This window comes from Pseudidiomarina marina (genome assembly GCF_003987045.1).
Lineage (GTDB): Bacteria > Pseudomonadota > Gammaproteobacteria > Enterobacterales > Alteromonadaceae > Pseudidiomarina > Pseudidiomarina marina.
Window position 1 is genome coordinate 101,112 of sequence record NZ_PIPZ01000004.1, and the last position, 16,036, is coordinate 117,147.

The window sequence follows — 16,036 nt, forward strand, 5'->3', positions numbered from 1 at the left end:
GGTTAATATTGGCAATAAAACAATAGGTGAGCAAGCCATGAAAACAATTACAGAACATTTAGCTGGATACGCCGCATATCATCGCGACCGCCGAAATATTATGACCCACCTCGTGGGCATTCCTCTTATAGTGATTGCGATTGAAATTCTATTATCACGACCGACTTGGTTTGTTGCAGAATTTATGCTCTCACCGGCAATTATTGTGAGCGCAATTGCCGCATTGTTTTACCTCAAACTTGACTTGGTCTTAGGTATCTTAATGACCCTGTTACTCGGATTGGCGGTGTGGCTTGGTAGCCATGTCGCGATGTTCGAAACCGCTGTTTGGCTTAGCTGGGGTATCGGACTATTTGTGGTCGGCTGGATCTTTCAATTTATCGGTCACTATTTCGAAGGTCGCAAACCCGCTTTTGTTGATGACATCATGGGTCTCGCTATCGGTCCATTATTTGTCGTTTCCGAAGTTGTGTTCATGCTCGGGGGTAAAAAGAAATTGCATCAAGCCATCGAAGCAAAATTTAAATAAGAAAACACCCTCACAAACTTGCAAATGAGAACCATTCTCACTAATATGCTTATTAAGTTTGTGGGGGTGTCTTCATGCGACGAGCAAAAATTAAATTAACTTTATTCTTTTTAATGGCGCTGCCATTACTATTTAACTTACTTTTAGTTACCGGCAGCTTATTGCTCGGCGCCGGTTAAACCATCGCGAGTACGCGCTCTACCAGCTTGCTGATACCTTTCTCTGCGGCATCTAACGATTTAGCTAACATGTAGGCAGGTGTAGTAACCACGCGATGATTCTCGTCGACAACAATGTCATCAACTGCGCAATCGACATGCTCACCACCAAGTTTTTCAATGGCTGCCGCAGTTTCTGCATCATTGCCGACAGTGACGCGTACGCCCTTGCCATAAATCATAGGCACCATCACTGGCGCGATACACATGTAACCAGCCGGTTTATTTGCATCTTTAAACGCTGAGCAAGCAACTTTCACGTCATTATTCAACTTAGCGCTTGCGCCATTCACAGCAAAATCACACAAGTTTTTTGCGGCGCCAAAGCCACCCGGTAAAATCAATGCATCAAAATCAGCAGCATTGAGTTCCGCTAGCGGTTTAATTTCACCACGAGCAATACGCGCAGCTTCAACCAGCGTATTTCTCGATTCATTACTCACCTCACCGGTAAGGTGGTTGATAACATGGTGTTGCTCAACATTTGGCGCAAAACATTGATAACTCGCGCCAGCTTTTGAAAGATGCAATAACGTTAATACTGCTTCATTGATTTCGGCACCGTCGTAGACACCACTACCGGATAAAATAACCGCAACTTTTTTCATGATTCCTCCTAGAAATTCCACATCGTCCAAATGCCAATTTCGTTTTGCTCTTGCTCAATCACAAGACTATCAACGTGACTTTGTTTTGCAACGAAGGCAATTGTTAGGAAGTCGGTCGCATTCCAGTCTAAACCAACTTGAAAGTAGTCACGTTCTAGGTCAGGACTTAAACGACGACTTGGATGTACCCAATCATAGCGCACAAATACTGAGTAGTCTGGCAGTAAGCGGTTACTCGCCCAGATACTCCAGCCATCGCTGGCATCTTCTGCCATTTTGTTCACTTGCATCCAATTATCATTGTAAGCGTATTCAATGCCAACTCGCGTGCCTTTTAATTGGTAGCTTAGTGCAATATTCCAACGTTGAGCGACATGATACTTGGGGTTCTCATCTTTATCTTGAGTTCGTGTGCCTTCATACCAGCCTGTTGCAAGGTCAATCGCATTCGAGATATGCCATACAGCAGCCAGCTCAATATCGACTTGATCACCAACTCGAGGTTTTTGAAAACCACCACCAGTAATTGCGGAAACCGCAAAAGAAAAATCTTGATTAGTGAAGCCATAGTGAAGCCCAAGATCAGTTGGTGCGGCTAGTTTATTCTTTGGGTTTAGGCTCGGATCGATATAACGATAACCAACGCGGCGAGCTGCATAATCTATCCACGGCAGTTCGGCAACACCCAATTTAAACTGATTGTGTTTGTCCATTTGATAAGCGATATAAGCATGGCGAAACCAAACGTCGGTTGGATCTTGCTGGCGATGCCATTGCACATCGGTTGTGACTTTTAACTTCCACTGATCACTCCAGCCGTGATCGAGATCAAGATAGAAGCGTTTTAAATCAGGCTGCCACCCTTCTGTAGCAGCTTGGTGGTCATCGATTTGGAGATTACTGAAGTTAACAAAAATTTGGCTCGAAAGCTTTGTATTATTGGCGACTGCAACGCTAGGCATACCCCATAATAAACTTGCAACCAGTACACATTGACAGGCGAAAGCTCGTTTCATCACATCTCCTTGAAGATATTTCCTTACATTTATTATGGATTATATATTAGAATGTTCTAAAGTATTATCTGCTTCGTCAATTTAATGGAAATAAGGATTCGCCATGAAGCTCAAACCAATTGTAATGATTGTTGCATCATCACTTCTCATTCCGTCTGTGTTCGCGGCAAGTGATGCTCAGCGCGGACAGCAACTCGCCATGCAAGGTGATGGTAGTGGTGCGCCATGTTTAGCTTGTCATGGCGCGAACGGTGAAGGCAATGCAGCAGGTGCGTTTCCGATGCTAGCTGGACTCGATGAAGGATACTTGTTCCGTACCATGAAAGCTTATCAAGATGGTACTCGCGTGAATCCAGTAATGAGCATGAACATTGATAACTTTAAAGAGCAAGACTTACTCGACCTTGCCGCTTATTTCTCTCAGCTTTCAGTACCAAAACCTTCGGCTCCATCAGCGACAACTGAACTTCTCGAAGCCGGCGAGAAGCTTGCAACACTCGGTAATTGGGATGCCTATATTCCGCCGTGCAGCAGTTGCCATGGTCCAAACAATCAAGGCGTGGATGAGAATTTTCCTCGTATTGCCGGTCAGCACGCTAGCTATATTGAACAACAGCTAAAAGCGTGGCAGCAAGGTCAACGCACGTCTGACCCAGTGCAGCTCATGGAAGCAATTGCTAAGCGCCTGAGTGACGAGCAAATTAAAGCGGTTGCAGCATACCTCGCCAGTCAGCCGGCGCAGTAGTTAAGACAAGGAGACGACTGATGACAACGTTATCGAAAATCACATTTGGCATGGCCGCTTTATTTACCGCGAGTTTCTCGGTTGCTGTAATTGGTGCGCAGTCTAAAGCACCGGAGGAAATTAAACTACCAACACCAAAACCGGGACAGTATGAGCATAAGGCACCTACTCTAGCGGATATTCAAAACGACAAAGACCTTCACCCAGAACTACGTAAAGTTATTTTGAAGGGTCGTGACTTATTTATGAATACGCAACAACTGCGTGGCGAGTACGTCTTCAACGATATGAATTGTAAATCGTGCCACATGGGTGAAGGCCGAATGGCTTGGTCCGGTCCAATTTGGCCAGCCGCAACAACTTTACCTGACTTTCGCGGCAAAAATGGTCATGTGAATTCACTTGAAGAGCGCATCGCTGGATGTTTTTCATTTTCAATGAACGGCACACCTCCTGCATACGGTAGTGACACCATGTTAGCGCTGTCGGCTTATCATCAGTACATGGCCAAAGGCGCAAAAATGTATGACAAAAACATTGCTGGTCGCGGTTTTGGGCATTTAGGCAAAGACATACCTGAAGCAACGACATATGCCAATGGCGAGAAGGTTTATCAAGCAAACTGTGCGATCTGTCATGGCTCAGATGGGGCAGGTAAAAAATTTGCGGGTGAAATCGTCTATCCACCGCTTTGGGGTGACGGCTCTTATAACTGGGGCGCAGGTATGACTCGAATCTTCACTGCCGCCTCATTTATCCAAAACAATATGCCACTGGGTCAACCAGGTCGTTTAACCGACCAAGAAGCTTGGGACGTTGCGCTATTTATCAATTCTCAAGAACGTCCGCAAGATCCTCGCTATACAGGTGATGCAAAGGAGACACGTGAGAAATTCATGAATTTCCATAACGCAACGGTTTACGGTACTGAGGTTAACGGGAAAATTTTGGGGCAACACGACAACACTGGCGAGAAGCCTTTCTTGAAGCCTGAAGCGTTGAAGCCTCGCACATTCAAGTAATCTAACTGCTCGATTTTGACGTATTAGAAGCCTGTGTTAAAACTGCACAGGCTTTTTTAATTTTCTAACGAGACAACTATGTACAGAACACTTGTTGTTACTTTGATTACTGCGTTACTCATTGGTTGCTCATCAGGCGATTGGCGAACTGCCTCTCGCGAACCTGCAGGTATAGCACCTAGCCCAGCTATTGAAACCCAACCGGTGATTGAAGTTTATGCGGCCGATGCATTTGGTTGGCGCGGCTGGTTCGCGGTACACACCTGGATTGCGGTAAAACCAGCTAACGCCAAGGAATATACGGTATATGAAGTGGTGGGTTGGCGCTTAAATCGTGGCCAGCCAGCGCTACACAACTATAAAACAGCGACACCTGACCGTTACTGGTACGGTGCTAAACCGGAAAAAGTGTTATCTATGGTTGGCGATAAAGCTGGTGAACTGATTCCTCAGATTATCGACGCGGCGGAGCGCTATCCGTGGGCGAACGAGTATGAAGCCGTTCCTGGCCCCAACAGTAATACATTCCCAGCGTGGGTAGGTCTTCAAGTGCCGGAGCTTCGGCTTGATCTGCCCTTCAGTGCGATTGGTAGTGGTTATGCGGATAATGACCAAAATTAAGGGAATTCTACGAATTAATTGTCAAATTGATAACTAATGCTTGGCTAATTGACAATTAACGCTTTGATTAATAAGGATTTAGCATTATTGGTCTAGATATTGCATGATTTTTGACTATAGTAATTAAAGTCATGACAAGGAACCAACCATGCCAGTAAAACTTGAAGACCGACCAATCGAGCAGGTTCGCGAAGAAACCGTCGATAAACTCATCGTTAATTATAGCCACGCGATTATTTCTTCCGAGGCATTTGAACGCCGACTTGATGAAGCCATGGCAACGGATTCTCATCAGCAATTAGTGGCCTTAGTTGAAGACCTGCCGTTAGAAGCTGACGCCAGTTACGACGCCAAAAAAGAGCGTTCGTTTACGCCTAATTATGGTGCTGGAGAGGCCTCTCAAGATGACAGGCTTGTCAGTATTTTGGGTTCAAGTGTTCGTGAAGGTCAGTGGGTTGTACCAAAGAAAATTAATGTCATTGATGTTTTAGGCTCAACCAAAATTGACTTCACTGATGCTATTTTCCAACATCAAAACATTGAAGTAAACGTAGCGAATGTTTTGGGTAGCCTCGAAATCTTTGTTCCTGAAAGTGTGAATGTCACCATTCGCATGTACGATATTGTTGGCTCATCCGAGAACAAAGCACCATCAATGGCCGGTCGCCAAGCACCACAAATAACCATTACGGGCTACAGCGTTTTGGGGTCGGTCGAAGTTTCAGTAAAACAAACCATGAAGGAAAAATTCGTCGCATTTGCGAATAGCATGCGCCAGGCTCTCGGTATTTCTAAAAATACCTACTGATTATTAATCACTTCTTGTCGTTCGCGCATGTACTCATCGTAAGATTTGTTCGTGCGCTCAAGACACTCATGGTATGGAATGCCTTGTTCTTCAACGCATTGGCGTAATTGCTCGCGTTGCATTTCTTGGTAAGCGCCACGATATGTACAGCCATTTATCAACAAGCTCAAACAAACCACGCTAAGTGTCACTCTTAATCCGGTCATACTGGCGCTGCCCCTATCGCAGGTTAAAGTTTGAATTCACCAAGACAATTTAACCTAAAAACGGGATAATAGCCGACGAATTCTTAATTTGTGGTTTAGATGAGCTCATGGAAATCAAAGTAAACTTTTTAGATAACTTGCGTCTTGAAGCCAAGTTCGATGACTTTACAGTCGTCACCGACCAACCCATTCGTTATAAAGGGGATGGCTCCGCACCAAGTCCGTTCGACTATTTCCTAGCATCATCAGCTATGTGCGCGGCGTACTTCGTGAAGGTTTACTGTCTTTCGCGCAATATTCCGACGGACAATATACGTCTATCACAGAATAATATTGTCGACCCCGAGAATCGTTATAACCAGATATTTAAAATTCAGGTCGAGTTACCTGAAGATATTTCTGAGAAAGACCGTCAAGGCATTCTGCGTTCTATCGACCGTTGTACAGTTAAAAAAGTGGTACAAACCGGCCCCGAGTTCCAAATTGAAGTGGTTGAGAATCTCGATGAAGATGCGCAAGCGCTATTGATGGGGCCGCCAGAAGGCAGTTCTCTCACCTATATTGAAGGCAAAGATTTGCCGCTAGAGCAAACCATTGCCAATATGACGCAAATTCTTGCCGATCTTGGCATGAAGATCGAAATCGCTTCATGGCGCAACATTGTGCCACATGTATGGTCATTGCATATTCGCGACGCCGCCTCGCCGATGTGCTTTACCAACGGCAAAGGCGCAACCAAAGAAGCGGCATTGGCTTCAGCATTAGGCGAATTTATTGAACGACTCAACTGCAATTTTTTCTATAACGACCAGTATTTCGGAGAGGAAATTGCGCATGCTGACTTCGTTCACTACCCAAATGAAAAGTGGTTCCCGCTGACCGAAAATGACGCCATTCCTGATGGGTTACTGGATGATTATTGTTTGGATATTTATAACCCAGACAACGAATTGCAAGGGTCTCATTTAATCGATACCAACTCCGGTCGTGCTGATCGTGGTATTTGCGCGCTACCGTTTCAGCGTCACTCCGATGGCGAAACTATTTATTTTCCATCGAACCTAATTGAAAACCTCTACTTGAGTAACGGTATGAGTGCCGGCAATACCTTGCCAGAGGCACAAGTACAGTGCCTATCGGAGATTTTCGAGCGCGCCGTTAAAAAACAAATTATCGAACATGAAATTGCGTTACCTGATGTGCCGGCCGAGGTGCTCGCCAAGTACCCTGATATTGTTGAGGCCATTCAAGCACTCGAGGCACAAGGGTATCCAATACTTGTGAAAGATGCCTCATTAGGCGGACGCTTCCCAGTTGCTTGTGTCACCTTAATGAACCCGCGCACTGGTGGCGTGTTTGCTTCGTTTGGTGCGCATCCAAGTTTTCATGTAGCGCTGGAGCGCAGTCTTACGGAGTTGATGCAGGGCCGTAGCTTCGAAGGTTTGAATGACTTTTTACCGCCAACTTTTAATAGCATGGCCGTGACTGAGCCAAACAACTTTGTCGAGCATTTTATCGATTCTTCCGGTCTCGTATCATGGCGATTCTTCAGTTCGCGCAGCGACTATGAGTTTTGCGAATGGGACTTCTCTGGCACCAACCAAGAAGAAGCAGAAAATCTTTTTGGTATTCTTGAAGGCATGGAGCTTGAGGCTTACATGGCGGTTTATACTGAGCTTGGTGCACCTGTATGTCGAATTTTGGTACCAGGTTACTCCGAAGTTTATCCAATTGAAGACTTAGTTTGGGACAATACCAACAAAGCGCTCGATTACCGTGAAGATATTCTTAATCTGCACCGTCTTACTGACGAACAGCTTGAAGATCTAGTTGAACGCCTAGAAGACAGCCAATTGGACAACTACATCGATATCATCACACTCATTGGTATCGAGTTCGACGAAAACACCGTGTGGGGCCAATTAACCATTCTTGAGCTCAAGATTCTTATCTATCTTGCCTTAGGCCGTCACGAAGATGCTTACGATTTAGTTGAAGCCTTTCTTCAGTACAACGACAACACAGTTGCACGTACCTTGTTCTACCGTGCGGTGAGCGCGGTTCTAGAAATTGCATTAGACGACGATATGGCATTGGAAGATTACCTACCAAACTTCAAACGTATGTTTGGTGAGCAAACGATGGCAGACGTAGTAGGTGCGGTGGAAGGCTCGGTGCGCTTCCCAGGTTTAACCCCAACCAATACGCAGTTAGAGGGACTTGATCGCCATCTACGTTTAATTGAAAGCTACAAAAAATTACACGCCGCTCGAGCTGCAAAAGCTCAAGGCTAAGAATTTACCAGCGGTACGCGTTGTTGCTATGCGCATCACGGTACCGCTGGTCATTTATGATTAGTTGCCTTGCCCGCCTGAAAGCACATCTCGTAAGCTGCCCTGACCTTTCTCAGGTTTGTTGACGGCACAAACACTGCCGGTATCGGCACAGCCGACACCTTGTATACGCGACCCTACCGAACGGTTGTCGAAACTTCCTGAGGCATCAATCTGGTCTATCAAGCGACCCAGTTGGCTACGGAAATGATTGGCATCGGCCGTTACTGTTATGCGTTCCATACCCGCTTCAGCCGCTTGCAAACGTTTCGCTTCTTCGGTGTTATTCATACCGGCTTGTGCGAGTTGTTGATTGATCCGTCGTAACTGCTTTTGGGCATCAGCATGACCAGTACGCGCGAGCTTAGCATAGAGCGCGCCAGCCGCGGTTAAGTCTTGTTCCATTAATGTGCCAGTTTGCTTAAAGCGCGCTATCACATATATTGCGCTTACGAGGTTGGTATCAGCTGCGGCTTGTACCAACTGAACGCCTTCTTGTTGCGTCTCTAGGTCAGCTGCTGCGAGCAACTGCATGCCACGTTGGTATTGCGCTGGGGCGTAGCCTAAATCAACGGCTCGCTGAAGCCATTGCTGTGCCTTTTCGTCGCTTTGCTCTACCACAAAGCCGCGACTGTGCCAGTCCGATAACACGAACATCGCCATCGCATTACGACGACGAGCGCCTTGTTCAATAAATTCTTTGGCTTTTTCGAGATCTTGTTCGACACCATCGCCGCTAGCGTATGCCATTGCCACAACGGCGGCCGCATCACCACTGCCTTTGCGCGCAAACCGTTCCAACTCTGCCAAGTCGCGACCACAATCACCTTGCTGACAGATGGTGACATTTTGTGTGGCATCGGCATGCACTGGCAAAATTGTGCCAATGGCAGCTAAGAGACCGAGAATAACTAGAGATTTATTTAAAGAGAAAAACATTTGAGCTCTCACAACAACGTTATCGAGAGCTCAAATTTAGCAGTTACACCACCTCAACGACAGGTTGACGTCGTAAGCAATTGTTTCCGCGGTTACATTTTTTTAATTCGATTTACCAATCTGCGAGCGAATAAAATCACGCGTATCTTTCAGTAATGCTTGGCGCGCAGGTTCATGCACGTACATCATATGACCGCCGTGATAATAACGATAGATGATGTCATCACTCGCAATGCCATGACGATTCAAGGTGTACTCGGCGTCGAAAAACGGCGTGATCAGGTCATAATAGCCAGAGCCAACCATAACTTTTAGCATTGGGTTGCTACGCAGCACAAAGGCTAAGTCAGGTGCCGTATTCACATAATGAGGTTCCCATGAGCGCCCTTCAGGCAGCGGGCTCCAGCGCCATTTACCAGATAGCTCTGGATCGGCCGGATTCAAGTATTTCCGATTCCAATCAATCCCCAAATCATTACGCATGTAGTGCATGAGTGATGCTTTATACGCTGGCGAAATTGCTCGTGCTGCATCAGATTCTGGGCGGGCTGCGACATCGTCGCGCTCATCGTTAATATAACGGCTATCGAGTAAACCGACGGCAACGCCTTCGTCACGGCGTAATTCCTTCGCAAAACGGAACGCGTTAATTCGTAAATCCACTTGCTCAATATATTCTTTGCTAAGGCCGGTGAAACGCTGAAGCTGACTCACCAAGCGCGCCCGCTCCTCTGAACTAAGTAAGTTACCTTGAAACAGTGCTGGTAACAGTTCCTGTGATGCAAAGTCACGGCTCTGCTGAATGAAGGTTTCAAAATCACCTGAGTTATCAACCTTGCCGTGATACCACGCGGTCGCGGCCATGGTCGGAATATAGGTGATATAAGAAATGATGTTGTCATCCACATACGGCGTTGAGCCTTGATAATCGAGCGCCTGTGACACAAAAACAATACCGTTCACATTTATCACGTAATCATCGAGTAATACCTTGGCTACCGCAGCAGCTCGCGTCGTACCGAAGCTTTCGCCAAGTAAGAACACTGGCGAGTTCCAACGATTGTTCTTGGTTAGCCATTCAGCAATAAACGCGGCCATTGACTTCGCATCTTCGGTTAAGCCCCAAAAGTCTTCTTTCTTACCCTTGACAATTGCTCGTGAAAAACCGGTGCCTACCGGGTCAACGAACACCATATCGGTAACATCAAGAATGGTTTCCGGTGCATCTTTCATGGTGTATGGCGCAGCGCCCGGATGCTCCGCATCACTTGGAACCACAATGCGTTTCGGGCCATAGCCGCCCATGTGTAACCAGTTTGACGACGAACCTGGGCCACCATTCCAAATAAACGCGACCGGTCGGTTTTGTTTGCTTCCCACCACATAATCGAATGAGAAAATCGCCGCAGTTGGGTCGCCTTCGTTATTCCGAATATAGGTTTCACCAGCATCCACCGTGTACGTTAACCGCGTACCGTTAAACGTACCTTTATGCTGCGAACGGAAATTGGTCGGTTCTGGAACGGGTTGCGCTGTTGCTGCACTCTCTTGTTTAGCTTCTGGATCTTGCGCATTGATTGCCGCTGGCAACATCATTGCTGTGAAAAGAGATAAGCAAACTAAGTAGTTTTTTAATGGTTTCACGTTGTTACTTCCTATCTGAGTGTTGTCAGCAGATTACCACAAATAAGAATTACAAAACCATGTGTGATGGGAACGATTCGTCCTTCTCAAAATGAAAGTTTGGTTGGCCCGCGAGTACCAGAGAGAAAAGGCGCCATAGGCGCCTTTTTGCTTCACATGACTAGCTATCAATTGCACGGCGGTTTCCGCCACATCTACTTTATTTCCGACGTAATATCAGTAGTAATTGTAAATGGTGTAGCAATACTTATGTATCCCGTAACGCGCAAGGTGTAAGTTCCAGGGGTATCAGTCCAAAATTGTAGCTCCTCTGGATTTTCCAAAGAAGCACTAGAAGCCACTTCAACCCCGTCAGGATTTACAAGATAAAAATCTAAGTCAGCCACACCTGTCCAACTCAATGATGAAGTAATGCTCACATCATTTGGTGTGATTTCTAGAGGAAACTCCTGTACTTCAAGATTTTCCGCTGAAACTCCCATAGTGCCAGAATTTATCTGCTGACTGATTGAGAAACTAACATCAGGAGCCAATAAATCCCCATCGACATCTATACGATCAAACATGACATGTTTATTTAAAATACGTACTTCTAAATCATGCACACCTTCACCTAAGTCATCAAACGCAATCACAACTTCCTGAGGTGATGTTTCGGACGCATTGGCAGCATATATTGTTTCAGTGCCGAGTGAACGCCCATTCATGATAACTTCAATCGAAGCAGGATTAGAGTTAGTTGCTAAGAAGTGAAAACGTACTCTTTCACCGCGGATTTTTGCAAAGATTGATGCGTTATTATTCTTTGCCACAGCAACAGATTGCTGAAACGCTGTATCGTACGATTTAGTTTGCCATTTACCTAAGTAAACCAATTCGTCATTATTATTATCAAATTGCGCCCAATACCCTTGGCTAGACCACTGGGTATTACCACTCATGAAGCTCGGACGGTTACCTGACGTAATCTTCGCCAAATCTACAGCAGCTTTAACATCAATATAGCCCGCTCCAACCTCGTGTGGTGCATAATTCATCGGCTCCGCAGAGTCCTTAAGAATTTGTTCGATTTGGTCAGGTGATAGGTCTGGGTTTACTTCTAGCAATAGCGCTGCCACTCCAGCAACAAATGGAGTCGCCATCGAGGTGCCACTTATCGTGTGATAATAAGCCGCATACTCAGGATGTTCGAGATCAACCACTGGTCCCATAGCACCAATCACGGTATTTGGAGCACGAGTCGAAGTGATATTTTGACCGGGTGCGGTAATGTCGGGCAACTTATATACATGACCAGCTACGCCACGACTCGAAAAGTCAGCAAGTTCCTTTTCACTCGTACCTGCCGCTACATTAATTACCCAAGGAGCTATAGCGTATTGATTCAAGGTGTCTTCGTCGGGGCCGGAATTTGATGCTGCAAAACTAACGACCATACCTTTGCTATAGGCCTCAAAAGAAGCTTTGTTAATCGGGTTATTTGGATCGAACTCTGCACCATCACCACCACCCCAGCTATTAGTAATGATATCAATCCCAAGTCGGTCTTGGTTCGCAATGGCATAATCGAAACCCAACAGCGCATACAATATCGAGAGACCTTCGCCAGCACCAAGACCAATGATACTCGCTCCCGGCGCAATCCCATCATGATAGTATGCTCTTCGTTCATCATTCACCGACACCATGCCGCTACCAGCGACAGTACCGGCAACGTGAGTTCCATGACCTGAGGTGGTATCGCTATTAGGAACTCCCTCAATAAATGCATTGCGTCCGCCTAATAAATCAAGATCACCTAAAATTTTAACGTTTTCAATGGTCTTAGTCTGGAATTCAAGATCTGGGTGGGTGGCATCGACGCCAGAATCAAGTACTGCTATGGTAACGCCGTGGCCATCTAAACCGTAATAATCATGCACATAATGACCACCCGTAATTTCTCCGGACGTATAATTACTATATTGCAAAGGAGCATTCGCATAGATACTGCTAACTGCGGAGTTTTTAATTAATGCCTCTAACTGACCTTTGGTTACCGTAGCACCTGCCATGGGCATCGTTTTAAGTGATAGATAAGGTATTCCAAGATTCTGCAAAACTGGATCAATATTGCTATTTTTATCAAAAGAGACAATAACTTCGTACGGTCCGGCTTTAGTTTCGATGTCTTGTGCCAGTTTAGGGTCGAGTAACGCATCCGCCTGAACTGATGTAGTGATTAGTAACCCAGAAGCCAAAATACCTAATGATGATAGTTTTTTGTTCATGTTGTTCTCCAAAAATATCGTTTTTGACTCGAGCAGAATTACACCAGAGCTGAATTTTGGATATAGGGGTTTTCCCCTAAATTTGGAGTGCACCTTGCTTTAGAATTAAAGATTACTATCGAAATGGTGGCCCCTCCCAGATTTGAACTGGGGACCAACCGATTATGAGTCGGCTGCTCTAACCACTGAGCTAAGGGGCCATTACAGGTAGGTGGTTAATCCCGTGGGATTAACAAAGCGGGCGCAAGTATATGAAATTTCGACCCGCTTGTCATGACCCCGAATGGGGTTTTTTATAGGTTTATGTGATAGAAATCGGCGGCGTTGCCAGCGAACACTTTATCAATGGCTTTGTCATCACCGAGTGCTTCGCACACGGTTTCAATATCACGCACATTGAACGGACGCTCGGCGCGCGTTGATGGCAAATCAGTACCAAACATTAAGCTTTCAGGGTTAATCGCATAAATAGCTTTCACCGCCTTGGCAACATCTACTTCGGTACGTCCGAAGCCAGATGCCTTAATATGAACCCCATTGTCTGCCAGCTTCTGAATTTGCGATAAGCCAGAGCGTGCCATGCCTAAGTGGTCAACTGACACCTTCGGTAGCTTCAAGAGCTTTGGCATTACTTCATCAAGTTCGCGGCTATCCACGTAGATTTCTAAATGCCAGCCTGCTAAATCCCAAATGCGTTGGCCAAAGTCGACTAAGTTATCAAGACCACTGACCACGCGGCGTTTTAAGTTCACGCGAATGCCACGAATGCGGTGGTCACGTAGCTTTAATATTTCTTCATCAGAGACACTACTTGGCAAGTTAGTGATGCCAACAAATTGATCACCCATATCTGCCAAGGCTGCTTTTAAGTAGCTTTGATCAAACCCCTGCACAGAGCCCGACACAATCACGCCGCCACGAATATTAAAATCCTTGGTACGATGACGATAATCTTCAATGGAAAACGGCTTCGGTAGAAAACCTTGATTCTCTATCAACGGAAATGAATCGTTGTAGATATGAAAGTGGGCATCGATAATTCGACGCGGTTGCTGTATTTCGGTGTTGTTCTGATCAACTGCGATCATATTTCATCCTTTTCAGCGAAGTTAGGCACATTTTAACAAATTTCGCCCTAAAAATAAAAAAGCCCTAGCCACAAGGGCTAGAGCTTCTTAAGACGTTTTTTACGTTAAATCGTTCAGAATAAATCTGAACTTACTCGTCCAAGAACGATTTTAACTGCTCAGAACGACTTGGATGACGTAGCTTGCGTAACGCTTTGGCTTCAATCTGACGAATCCGCTCACGGGTAACGTCAAACTGTTTACCAACTTCTTCCAACGTATGGTCGGTATTCATATCAATACCAAAGCGCATACGAAGTACTTTTGCTTCACGTTGCGTCAACCCACCTAACACTTCGCGAACCGCGTTGCGTAAGCTTTCTGAAGTCGCTGAGTCCACCGGAAGATCCAACGTGGTGTCCTCAATGAAGTCGCCAAGATGCGAATCTTCATCGTCACCAATTGGAGTCTCCATCGAAATGGGCTCTTTAGCGATTTTCAGCACTTTGCGGATTTTGTCTTCTGGCATGACCATGCGCTCGGCCAACTCTTCTGGGGTAGGTTCACGACCCATTTCCTGAAGCATTTGACGCGAGATACGGTTCAATTTATTGATGGTTTCAATCATGTGAACCGGAATACGAATGGTACGCGCCTGGTCCGCAATTGAACGCGTAATGGCCTGACGAATCCACCATGTTGCATAAGTTGAGAACTTATAGCCACGACGATATTCGAACTTATCTACTGCTTTCATCAAGCCGATGTTACCTTCTTGAATTAAATCCAAGAACTGTAAACCACGGTTGGTGTATTTTTTCGCAATAGAGATAACCAAACGCAAGTTCGCTTCAACCATCTCTTTCTTCGCACGGCGAGCTTTCGCTTCACCAATTGACATGCGACGGTTGATATCTTTGACTTTAGCAATGGTTAAGCCAGTTTCCACTTCCACTTCTGCAAGCTTGTGAATACAACGCTCCAACTCTGGTTGCAGCGTTGATAGCGACTCGGAATACGCTTCGCCATCGTCAATGGCTTTCGCCAACCACGCGGTGCTATTCTCGTTACCCGCAAACAGCTTCATGAATGCGCGTTTCGGCATGCCCGCCTGTTCAACACACATTTTCATGATTAAACGTTCTTGTACACGCACGCGGTGCATCATGTCACGCATGTCTTTAACTAAGCGATCAAACTGCTTTGGTACCAGACGGAATTGCTTAAACAATTCGCTTAGCGCTTCAATTTCTTTGCGCGCTTTTGCGTTATCACGACCATGCTTGCTAATTGCGGCACGGGTTTTCTCGTATTGGTCACGAAGTTCAGCGAATTTCTGACGCGCGAATTCAGGATCGATACCGCTATCTGAGCTGTCATCATCACTGTCATCGTCGTCGTCATCAACGTCTTCATCTTCGTCTTCAAGCTGGTCTTCGCTCAGTTCAGAACCAATGTGCGTTGCAGCGACAGGCGCTTCATCCACTTCATTCGGGTCAATAAAACCAGAAATAATGTCGGTTAAACGCATTTCTTCCGCTTCGCATGAATCCCACTGGTCCAACAAGAAGTTGATGGCTTCAGGATATTCAGCAACGGAACATTGAACTTGGTTAATACCATCTTCAATGCGTTTTGCGATGTCGATCTCGCCTTCGCGAGTTAACAATTCAACTGTGCCCATTTCACGCATGTACATGCGCACAGGGTCAGTGGTGCGACCCAACTCACCATCCACGCTTGCTAATGCTTGCGCGGCGGCTTCAGCTGCGTCTTCATCAGCGGTGTCTTCGCTCATCATCAATTCATCGGCATCGGGTGCGTTTTCAAACACCTGAATACCCATGTCATTGATCATGCCGATGATGTCTTCGATTTGATCCGAATCAACGATCTCAGAAGGTAGGTGATCGTTCACTTCTGAAAAAGTGAGATAACCTTGCTCCTTACCTTTGGCAATAAGAAGCCTGAGCTGTGATTGACGACTCTGCTGCATACAGATCTACCACC

At 45.9% G+C, this 16,036-nt stretch carries 14 protein-coding genes and 1 tRNA gene; 6 read left to right on the forward strand and 9 right to left on the reverse strand.

What is annotated here, in order from left to right; translation table 11 throughout:
- Positions 1–37 precede the first annotated feature (37 nt).
- A complete protein-coding gene (locus CWI76_RS10520; RefSeq protein ID WP_126760313.1) occupies positions 38–529 on the forward strand; it encodes an Mpo1 family 2-hydroxy fatty acid dioxygenase in 492 nt (163 codons plus the stop codon).
- A gap of 175 nt (positions 530–704) precedes the next feature.
- Here CWI76_RS10520 and elbB read toward each other — a convergent pair whose 3' ends face one another.
- Together elbB and CWI76_RS10530 are read right to left on the reverse strand one after the other, a co-directional pair.
- Positions 705–1,355 (reverse strand): isoprenoid biosynthesis glyoxalase ElbB, encoded by a 651-nt coding sequence (elbB, locus tag CWI76_RS10525; RefSeq protein ID WP_126760314.1) that lies wholly within the window; start codon positions 1,353–1,355, stop codon positions 705–707.
- A gap of 8 nt (positions 1,356–1,363) precedes the next feature.
- The gene (locus CWI76_RS10530) at positions 1,364–2,371 is read right to left on the reverse strand and encodes a hypothetical protein (RefSeq protein ID WP_126760315.1); all 1,008 of its coding nucleotides are present in this window, start codon (positions 2,369–2,371) and stop codon (positions 1,364–1,366) included.
- A gap of 103 nt (positions 2,372–2,474) precedes the next feature.
- On the opposite strand from CWI76_RS10530, the gene CWI76_RS10535 reads away from it, so the two are divergent.
- From CWI76_RS10535 to CWI76_RS10550, 4 genes are all read left to right on the forward strand, one after another.
- Positions 2,475–3,116, forward strand: a complete 642-nt coding sequence (locus CWI76_RS10535; protein ID WP_126760316.1) for a c-type cytochrome — start codon at positions 2,475–2,477, stop codon at positions 3,114–3,116.
- Between the two features lie 20 nt (positions 3,117–3,136).
- Positions 3,137–4,138 (forward strand): c-type cytochrome, encoded by a 1,002-nt coding sequence (locus CWI76_RS10540; RefSeq protein WP_126760317.1) that lies wholly within the window; start codon positions 3,137–3,139, stop codon positions 4,136–4,138.
- Between the two features lie 78 nt (positions 4,139–4,216).
- Positions 4,217–4,759, forward strand: coding sequence for a DUF3750 domain-containing protein (locus CWI76_RS10545; protein WP_126760318.1), 543 nt, complete (start codon positions 4,217–4,219; stop codon positions 4,757–4,759).
- A 148-nt stretch (positions 4,760–4,907) separates the two neighbouring features.
- Positions 4,908–5,567 (forward strand): LiaF domain-containing protein, encoded by a 660-nt coding sequence (locus CWI76_RS10550; protein ID WP_126760319.1) that lies wholly within the window; start codon positions 4,908–4,910, stop codon positions 5,565–5,567.
- Here the strand turns inward: CWI76_RS10550 and CWI76_RS10555 are convergent.
- Entirely contained in the window at positions 5,561–5,773 is a 213-nt protein-coding gene (locus CWI76_RS10555; protein WP_126760320.1) for a hypothetical protein, read from the reverse strand. The genes CWI76_RS10550 and CWI76_RS10555 overlap by 7 nt on opposite strands.
- A gap of 107 nt (positions 5,774–5,880) precedes the next feature.
- Here CWI76_RS10555 and CWI76_RS10560 point away from each other — a divergent pair, with 107 nt between their 5' ends.
- Positions 5,881–8,067, forward strand: coding sequence for an OsmC domain/YcaO domain-containing protein (locus tag CWI76_RS10560; protein ID WP_126760321.1), 2,187 nt, complete (start codon positions 5,881–5,883; stop codon positions 8,065–8,067).
- 60 nt (positions 8,068–8,127) lie between these two features.
- Here the strand turns inward: CWI76_RS10560 and CWI76_RS10565 are convergent, their stop codons facing one another.
- From CWI76_RS10565 to rpoD, 6 genes are all read right to left on the reverse strand, one after another.
- Positions 8,128–9,045 (reverse strand): tetratricopeptide repeat protein, encoded by a 918-nt coding sequence (locus CWI76_RS10565; protein WP_126760322.1) that lies wholly within the window; start codon positions 9,043–9,045, stop codon positions 8,128–8,130.
- A 102-nt stretch (positions 9,046–9,147) separates the two neighbouring features.
- Positions 9,148–10,689 (reverse strand): S10 family peptidase, encoded by a 1,542-nt coding sequence (locus CWI76_RS10570; protein WP_241968019.1) that lies wholly within the window; start codon positions 10,687–10,689, stop codon positions 9,148–9,150.
- 194 nt (positions 10,690–10,883) lie between these two features.
- Positions 10,884–12,959: a S8 family peptidase gene (locus tag CWI76_RS10575; protein WP_126760323.1), complete on the reverse strand. Its 2,076-nt coding sequence runs from the start codon at positions 12,957–12,959 to the stop codon at positions 10,884–10,886.
- A gap of 124 nt (positions 12,960–13,083) precedes the next feature.
- Positions 13,084–13,159 (reverse strand) — tRNA-Ile (locus CWI76_RS10580).
- A 93-nt stretch (positions 13,160–13,252) separates the two neighbouring features.
- Complete coding sequence (locus tag CWI76_RS10585) at positions 13,253–14,047, reverse strand: amidohydrolase family protein (RefSeq protein ID WP_126760324.1); 795 nt, start codon at positions 14,045–14,047, stop codon at positions 13,253–13,255.
- A 130-nt stretch (positions 14,048–14,177) separates the two neighbouring features.
- Complete coding sequence (gene rpoD, locus CWI76_RS10590) at positions 14,178–16,022, reverse strand: RNA polymerase sigma factor RpoD (RefSeq protein ID WP_126760325.1); 1,845 nt, start codon at positions 16,020–16,022, stop codon at positions 14,178–14,180.
- Positions 16,023–16,036 lie beyond the last annotated feature (14 nt).